Raw genomic sequence first — 7,754 nt, 5'->3', positions numbered from 1 at the left:
GTTCCTGCTCGAGTACGACGACGAGCGCTCGGGCAGCTTCGAGCCGCTCCGGTTCGTGCCCCGCGGCAAGGCCGTCGTCCTGGGCCTGGTCAGCAGCAAGCGTCCCCAGCTGGAGTCGGCCGCCGACGTACGGCGCCGCGTCGAACAGGCCTCCCGTTACGTGCCGCTCGAGGACCTGGCCCTGTCGCCCCAGTGCGGCTTCGCCTCGATGATGGAGGGCAACCTCCTCAGCGAGGAGGATCAGTGGGCCAAGCTGGGGCTGGTGGCGAGGGTCGCGCGCGACATCTGGCGCTGAGGGCAGTGGACCCGCACGTCCCGGCGCATGGCGCTCACCTGGTGGGCAGCGTGCCGCTGGCCAGCGCCGAGGCGGTGTTCCGCACCGTGGCCGCCGCCATCGGCGACCGGCTGCGGCGCATTCCCGATGGGGAGACCGGGCCCCGCTCCGACTGGATCGTCTGGCAGTTACCCGTGTTCACCTCCCACCCTCAGCTCGAGGTGGTGCCGCCCGGCCCGAACAGCTGGCGGCCGCTGCCGCGCGTGCGCCTGGACGAGGCCGCGCACCCGGCCGGCGTCGTCTTCGAGGCGCTGGGGTATGCGGAAGCGGCGATCGCGTCCTATCGGATGTTCGCGCGGCTCAAGCGCGATGCGCTGCTGCCGGAGGCCTGCCGCTTCCAGGTCTGCCTGCCCACACCGCTGGCGCCCATCAGCGCGTTCGTCGTGCCCGAGGCCCAGGCTCTGCTGGAGCCCGCCTACGAGGCTCGCCTGCTGGCCGAGCTTCGCCTGGTGCTGGAGACAGTGCCGCGTGATCAGCTCGCCATCCAGTGGGACACCAACTTCGAGTTCGGGATGCTGGAGACGGTCTTCCCGGTCTGGTTTGCCGACGCCAGGGCCGGCATCCTGGAACGCCTGCTCCGGCTGGCCCGGCAGGTGCCCACGGACGTCGAGCTCGGCTATCACTTTTGCTATGGCGACGTCCAGCACCGACACTTCAAGGAGCCGGCCGACGCTCGCAAGCTGGTCGACGTGGCCAACGCGCTGACCATCAGCCTGGGCCGCCCGCTCAACTGGCTGCACCTGCCGGTGCCTCGCGACCGCTTCGACGACGGCTACTACCTGCCGCTACGAGAGCTGCGGCTGCGGCCGGAGACCGAGCTCTACCTGGGGCTCGTCCACCACACCGACGGGGTCGAGGGCACCACGCGGCGCATGGAGGTGGCCCGGCGCTGCATCTCGGATTTCGGAATCGCCACCGAGTGCGGGTGGGGCCGTCGTCCGCCCAGCACCATCCCCGAGCTCCTGCGGATCCACCGCGAGCTGAGCGCTTCCGTGCATCAGCCCGGCCGGCCCCAGGCGCGCTTCCAGTGGCCGCCCGGCTTCGTCCGTGTTCCCGAGGAAGACTGGACCCACCAGCCCGTGGAGACTTTCGGGCTGCAGTACGACACGGTCGAAAATCACGGGTGGTATCGCAACCTCGACCCCACGGTCGAGGACCTGGCGCGGCACCTGGGCGAGGGCCAGATCCTGATCGACTACTCGGGCGGGACGGGGATCCTGCTGGACCGGCTCAAGCTGCGCATCTTCAACCGGCAGGTCGGGGTGCTGATCGTGGACAGCTCCCCCAAGTTCCTGCGCGTGGCCCTGGACAAGTTCGGTGATGACGAGCGCGTCGCGTTTCGGCTGTTGCGCTGGCGCAAACAGGACAAGCGGCTCGACCTGCTGGACGAGGTCCTGGGGCCCGCGCTGCTGACGCGACAGGCCGACGCCATCGCGTCCACCAACGCCATCCACCTCTATCTCGATCTCGGGGAAACCCTGGCCTCCTGGGCCCGGGTGCTGCGTCGCGGCGGGCGGGTCTTCGTGCAGTCGGGGAACATCCGCAACCCGCAGGCCGGGCCGACCGAGTGGATCCTGGACGAAACTGTCTGGGCGATCCACGAGATCGCCACCGGCCTGGTCCGTAACGACCCGCGCTACGCTGCCTACCGCCCCCTCCTCGACGATGAGGCCCGGATGCGAGCGCACCTGGCTCACCGCGACCGGGTCTTCCTTCCGGTCCGGCCGCTGGATTACTACCTGCGCTCGCTCACCGAGGCCGGGTTTGCGATCGAGGAGGTGACGGCCCGCACCATCGAGGCCCGGGTGGACGAATGGTTCGAGTTCCTGAGCGCGTACCACGAAGCGGTGCTGGGCTGGGTCGGCGGCTCGACCAGGGTGGACGGGGTGCCGCCTGGCCAGGAGGCGGTGCGCGATCGCCTGGCGCTCATCCGTCACGCCATGGACATGCTGTTCGGAGGCCGCCCGGCGTTCCAGTGCTGCTGGACGTACATCACCTGCATCAGGCAGTGAGGACGTCCCCGGCCGTGGCGGCCCCCTCAGCCCCGCGCCCCCGCAGCAAGGGCACGGAGCTTGGCGAAGGCCAGCTCGCGTGACAGGTACTTCATCCCGCAGTCCGGCGCGGCGACCAGACGCGCCGCCGGCACGTGACGCAGGGCGGCCTCCAGCCGCGCCGCCACCGTGGCCGGCGACTCCGCGACCGGGTCGTTGAGGTCCAGCACGCCGAGCACGATGGTCTTGGACGGCAGGGCGGCCAGGATCGCCAGGTCCAGCCTGGGCTGCGCCGCCTCGATGGAGACGTGGGAGGCCGCGCAGCGGTCCAGCTCGGGCAGGAACGAGTAGCCGCTGGGCTTGTCCTTCACCGTGAAGGCGTAGCCGAAGCAGAGGTGGACGATGGTCGGCTTGCGGATGCCGGCCAGGGCCCGGTCGATCACCGGGACCGCATAGGCCCGGGCGCGCTCGGGCTGGGCCTGCAGATACGGCTCGTCGAGCTGCAGGACGTCGGCGACCGCCTCCAGGTCGCGCAGCTCGGCGTTGACGGCCACCGCGTAGGCCTCGGCCAGCCGCTCCGGGTCCTTGTAGTACTCGTCCTGGGCGAGCTGGGTCATCGTGAACGGCCCCGGCACCGTGACCTTGATGGGCCGGTCCGTCACCGCGCGCAGGAACCGGGCGTCGCGCAGGTTCACCGGCCGGGTGCGGGCGATGGGCCCGATCACGCGCGGCACGGGCGTCGGCGTGCCCCGCCGGCTGAGCGCGGTGCCTGGCCGTTCGCGGTCGAGCCCCTCCAGGGCGTTGGCGAACTCGTTGAAGTAGCTCTCCCGGCGCTGCTCGCCGTCGGTGACGACGTCGATGCCCGCCGCTTCCATGTTGGCCACGGCCAGCCGCACGGCGTCGTCCTGAGCTTCGCGGAGCCACGGCTCGCCGACACGCCAGATCCGGGGCAGGCGCACACGGGGGACCGGATTGAGCCGGTACTGCGTCTTGTCGACGAGCCAGTCCGGTTGGGGATAGCTGCCGACAACCGTGGTCGAGATGCCGGGCACGGCCCTTAGCCTACCGCCGTCAAGACCTTGCCCCCGGCCTCGACGGATTTCGCGTCGACGAGGACCACCGCCAGCACGCAGGGCCGGGCGCCCTTGTTGACCCAGTTGTGGATCGTGCCGCGCTGGACCATCACGTCGCCGGCTTTGAGGTGGACCGTGGAGCCGTCGAGCTCCATGTCGATCTCGCCCGACATGACGACGATGTAGTCGATCGAGTCCGTACGGTGGTTGCGGGCCGCCACGCCCGGGGCGAACTCGATGACGCGGAAGACCGTGCCGTTGGCCAGGGTGGTGCCGACCTTGCGAAGCCCCTCGTCGCCCTGGCCGTCGTTGTTGACCGGAAAGCCCTCCGTGGTCCAGACGACGCAGGCCGCGGCGCCCGGCCGGCTGGAGACGATATTCTTGGACACCTCGTCGATCTTGACGACCGCCCGCCCGCTGGCGTCGTGTCCGGTGATCACGCGACGAACCTGAAGCGCCATCGGCAGTGACTCCTTTCCCGTGGGAAGTGGACCACGCATACCCCGGGCCGGCGCGGGGGTCAAGCCGCCTCAGCTCGCCGTCCGGAACAGCGCGTAACGCTCAGCCAGGAAGTCGCGATTCGGCTTGAGATGGTCGGCGGGCGGCACGTGGATCCGCCGGCCCTGAAAGCCCTGGAGCCCATGCTGGAGCATCGGCCCGTCGATCTCCTCCAGCACGTCGAGCCGCACCTTGACCTCGAGATCCGGCGTGACGCCGATGATGTACGAATCGAACGCGGCGTGATGGAGCTTGCAGAGGGCGAGGCCGTTCGGGACGACCGGCTCACCGAGCGGATGGCCGTCGGGCAGGATGTGGGCGGCTTCCAGCAGCTCGCCGTGGCGCAGCCGGCAAATAGAGCAGCATTGCTGGTATGCCCGGAGCACGCGCTCACGGAAGCTGCGCTGGTGCAGGCGCTGCCGGACTACCGCTGTCACGTACTGCCGTCGCGCAGTCAGCGCCGCCGGGTCGTTGAACTGCCACGGCGCCGATACCCCGAGCTGGTCATCGATCGCCACGATGAAGGTCAGCGTATCGGGATGATCCTCCACGATGAACACCGGCCACGCTGGCTCGTAGAGTCCTGGAACGATGCCGTGCAGGTAGATGAGCGGAGCCTGCCGCTGCATGGCTAAGCGCGGCCCGACGTTGTCTCGGTGGTTCGGATCGGTGCCCCGATACCGATAACGGAGGAACCCGCCGTCGATGAACCCGTCGTCGTAAGGACGCTCCCGATGTTCGACCGGCGGGGCCGTCGTGATGGTGAGCGGTACCTCTGGCAGGATGGCCGGCTTGAATATCCCCTGCGGACCGATGAGGGGGACTCTGACGCCCTCAAAGTCGAAGCCGCGCTCGAGGACTGCTCGCGGGAGCGACGCGTCGCCGAAGCGGCGCCGCTGCTCGCGAAGGAAGTCGAACGCGCGGAGCCGGACCGCGGTGTCCTGATCGTCCGCGGCCTGCGTCATCGTTGAAGATCTTGCAGGAACTCGGAGCGGAACAAAATCAGGTGACCCGGAACACCTTCATCACCTCGTCGCCCATGTGATTTATGACCTTCACGGCAATGCGGCCCGACTTCGGCCTGTCAAAGGGACGTGAGGTATCGCTGCGCAACGTGGCCCAGGCCGCCTCGTCGATCTCGGCCTTGAGGGTCGTCTTGAGGGCACCATAGGGGTCGTTGGCCCCCAGGAAGTAGGCGGGTCGATGTAGATGCACTGGACCTTCCCGCGGAGCCCCTCGCGCTCGGCGAGGCTGGCCATCACCTGGAGCGAGTCGCCCAGGATCATCCGGTTCGACCAGTTCTGGTCGTGCTGGTAGAAGTCGGTCTTGTCCACGCCTTCGGGGAGGCCGTTGAAATCGGCGAACAGATCCGGGATGACCTCACCCGCCTCCTGGCGCCTCTCCCTCGTCTGCCGCAGCAGGTCGTCGATCAGGACCTTGGGCAGGACCTTCTCTTGAATGTAGATGGGCGGAGCCTGGACGACGAGGTCGCTCCAGTCCTGCTGGTCCTTGCCGCGCCAGACGAGCTGCGGGTCGAGGTCGCGGTTGCGGCGCTCGTAGGCGACGCGCAGTGGCCGGTGGCTTGCTTTTCTTCGCCATCAACCGTTCCTCGCCAAGGGGTGGAGCACGTCGATCGCATAGCCCACATCCAGGCGCTCACCCAGCCAGCCGGGCGTCGCCGTGTGGGCGCCGAGTGTAAGCCCCTCGGCCTCGTTGCGGGCCCGGATGGTCCGGACGGGGTCGCCTTCTACGGCGGAGGGCTCGGGGACGTCGGGGATCAACCACCCATACGGATGCCGGAACTCCAGCGCGCCGTCCGCCCGGCGCTCCACCTGGTAACCCTCCTCGTGCACCGCTCGGTGATGCCGGCGACACAGCAGCGCGAGGTTGGACAGCGTGGTGGGGCCACCCTGCGCCCAGTGACGGATGTGATGGCCCTGGCCGAACCGGACGTTGCAGCCCGGGAAGCGACAGGCCTGGTCGCGGTGCTGGAGCGCCCGGCGTAGCGCGGGCGGGATCGTGCGCGTGCGGACCCCGACCTCTAGCAGCCGGCCCTCGGCGTCGTGGCCCATGACCACCTGGCTGGCGTCACAGGCCAGGCGCTGGGACGTTTCCGCGGAAACGCGAACGCCGTCCTCCAGCACCGACTGGCCGGGATGCTCGCTGTCGGCCAGCACCGGAGCGTCCACGTGGACGACCACCTGGTAACGCTCGCCCGGGGCGCCCGGATCGAGGCCGTGGTGGAGCGCCGTCTCGGCCAGCAGGCCCAGGGCGTCGGCCTGCTGCTGCTCCATCGTCGGTATCTCCGGCGTCTGCATGGCCGGCGACGTCTCCGCGGAAACGTCGTCGCGAACGGCTCGCGCCTGCCGCTCGCGCGCCTGCTGGTACAGGGCCTCCCGCGCGGCGTCCAGAGCCTTCATCAGCAGCGCCCCGACCTCGGGGGCCAGGCGCCCGCGGACCCGGACCGTACCGTCGGCGTCCTGATACACGTGCAGCGAGCGGGCCCTGTGCTGGCGGTCGGCGTCCTGGGCCTCGGCCTTGCGATCCATCCAGCGCCAGCCGCGGACGATGCGCTCGACGTGCTCCGCGGTGCCGGCGCGGCCGACGGCCAGCAAGCGCTCCTCGGTCTCCAGGGTGGCCACGCGGGTGAGGGCGCGGACCTTGGCGTAGGACAGCTCGCCGGTGGCCAGCGCGCGGGCCAGGCGCGGCAGGTTGCCGAGCGCGCGGGCGACGCGCACCTTCTCGCGGGCAGCGCCGAGGTCGAGGCCCACGCGCCAGGCCAGCCAGTGAGCGCAGGAGCGGAAGCCGTTGTTCCAGCCGCCGCGAGCGTCGAACTCGCGAATGAGGTCGAGGAGCCGGGCGGTGGCAGCGTTCAGGTGCGCAGACAGCTCGGCGATCTCGTCGCCAAGGCGGTTCAGCTCGGCGATGTTCATGGCGAGTCCCCCTTGCTGGGGCGACTCTAACCCCTGGGTGTGGGGGCTCTTCCCAGGGGGTGCCAGCGCACGATGAGAGCGCACTCTGTGATTTCCGCGGCGGCGATTCGGAAGGCGCGTCCACGGGCCTCGGAGGCCCGCTGAGGCGGCATCCGGAGGGCCCCGGAAACGTGCCACTGACGTGCGCGCCGAATGCTGTCAAGTGGGGACTTTTGTTGACACTGCGCCGATCCGCGCGAGCATCGCATCGAACTCCTGCGTCACCTTTGCCTTGAAGTCAGCCTCGATCTGGTAGATCTCCGTCAGCTCGGCGAACGCCCACCGGCCCAGCGTGCGGAGGTTGTTGACGGCGGGCACCCAGTAGGTGTCCATCGTCGCCTTTTTCTCCTTGGCATCCTCGCGGCGATAGCCCTTGATCTCGACGACCAGGTGCAGCAGGTCGTCGGCGCCATGTTCATCGTCCACCAGTACGATGAAGTCAGGTAGGTAGCGCCGGGTCTCGGAGCCGTAACGGTAGGGCACCTCCAGGCCGAGGTTGTGGTTCTTTACGTACGCTTTCACGCGAGGGTGCGACTCGGCCACCCGGCAGAACTCAGCCACCGCCTTGATCGGCCGCTCGTCCACGAACGCAGCCGTGATGGCCGCCGTGATTTTGTTGCAGGCCATGTCCGCCAGCTCCTGGTACATGAGCTGAGCCGGGTAGGTGCCGCCCTTGCATACCAGGTGGGTCTCGAGCCACTCGCGGGTGATCCGCTTGAGCTGGCCGAAGAGGTGCAGCTTCGGAGCCTCGCCCGCATCGCGCCACTTCGTGTAGAGCAGCCGCTGCGTCAGGTGAAAGAGCAGCGTGGACGTCCGGGTATCTTCCAGGTGGTCCAGGCTCAGATCGACGGCCTCGCCGATGATGCCGGCGTTCCGGGTGATTGTG

The 7,754-nt window shown here is 69.2% G+C and carries 8 protein-coding genes and 1 pseudogene; 2 read left to right on the top strand and 7 right to left on the bottom strand.

Going from position 1 to position 7,754, the window contains the following annotated elements:
* Together VFR64_21690 and VFR64_21685 are read left to right on the top strand one after the other, a co-directional pair.
* On the top strand, positions 1-295 hold a 295-nt coding region (locus VFR64_21690; GenBank protein ID HET9492343.1), incomplete at its 5' end, for a 5-methyltetrahydropteroyltriglutamate--homocysteine S-methyltransferase.
* A 5-nt stretch (positions 296-300) separates the two neighbouring features.
* Positions 301-2,346 carry a class I SAM-dependent methyltransferase gene (locus VFR64_21685; GenBank protein HET9492342.1) on the top strand — a complete coding sequence of 682 codons (2,046 nt, stop codon included), beginning with the start codon at positions 301-303 and terminating at the stop codon, positions 2,344-2,346.
* Positions 2,347-2,372: 26 nt separating this feature from the next.
* Here VFR64_21685 and VFR64_21680 read toward each other — a convergent pair whose 3' ends face one another.
* The 7 genes and pseudogenes from VFR64_21680 to VFR64_21650 form a co-directional block, all read right to left on the bottom strand.
* On the bottom strand, positions 2,373-3,377 hold the full coding sequence (locus VFR64_21680) for a 5-methyltetrahydropteroyltriglutamate--homocysteine methyltransferase (GenBank protein ID HET9492341.1): 1,005 nt from the start codon (positions 3,375-3,377) through the stop codon (positions 2,373-2,375).
* A gap of 5 nt (positions 3,378-3,382) precedes the next feature.
* Positions 3,383-3,859: a cupin domain-containing protein gene (locus VFR64_21675; GenBank protein HET9492340.1), complete on the bottom strand. Its 477-nt coding sequence runs from the start codon at positions 3,857-3,859 to the stop codon at positions 3,383-3,385.
* A 69-nt stretch (positions 3,860-3,928) separates the two neighbouring features.
* On the bottom strand, positions 3,929-4,861 hold the full coding sequence (locus VFR64_21670; protein ID HET9492339.1) for an HNH endonuclease: 933 nt from the start codon (positions 4,859-4,861) through the stop codon (positions 3,929-3,931).
* Positions 4,862-4,898: 37 nt separating this feature from the next.
* The gene (locus VFR64_21665) at positions 4,899-5,111 is read right to left on the bottom strand and encodes a hypothetical protein (GenBank protein HET9492338.1); all 213 of its coding nucleotides are present in this window, start codon (positions 5,109-5,111) and stop codon (positions 4,899-4,901) included.
* Positions 5,090-5,452: pseudogene (locus tag VFR64_21660) on the bottom strand (site-specific DNA-methyltransferase). Before VFR64_21660 ends, VFR64_21665 begins: the two are co-directional and overlap by 22 nt.
* 42 nt (positions 5,453-5,494) lie before the next feature.
* Positions 5,495-6,829 (bottom strand): DUF222 domain-containing protein, encoded by a 1,335-nt coding sequence (locus VFR64_21655; GenBank protein ID HET9492337.1) that lies wholly within the window; start codon positions 6,827-6,829, stop codon positions 5,495-5,497.
* Between the two features lie 198 nt (positions 6,830-7,027).
* On the bottom strand, positions 7,028-7,754 hold a 727-nt coding region (locus VFR64_21650), incomplete at its 5' end, for a restriction endonuclease (protein HET9492336.1).

The sequence above is a fragment of the Candidatus Methylomirabilota bacterium genome (assembly GCA_035709005.1).
GTDB lineage: Bacteria > Methylomirabilota > Methylomirabilia > Rokubacteriales > CSP1-6 > 40CM-4-69-5.
The sequence above is the reverse complement of the archived record's forward strand: the minus strand, read 5'-3'. Positions and strand labels throughout refer to the sequence as shown.

What these genes read in the sequence shown, in the direction of transcription:
- VFR64_21675 (HET9492340.1), bottom strand. Translation starts at nt 3,859, where the DNA reads ATGGCGCTTCAGGTTCGTCGCGTGATCACCGGACACGACGCCAGCGGG.
- VFR64_21670 (HET9492339.1), bottom strand. Translation starts at nt 4,861, where the DNA reads ATGACGCAGGCCGCGGACGATCAGGACACCGCGGTCCGGCTCCGCGCG.
- VFR64_21655 (HET9492337.1), bottom strand. Translation starts at nt 6,829, where the DNA reads ATGAACATCGCCGAGCTGAACCGCCTTGGCGACGAGATCGCCGAGCTG.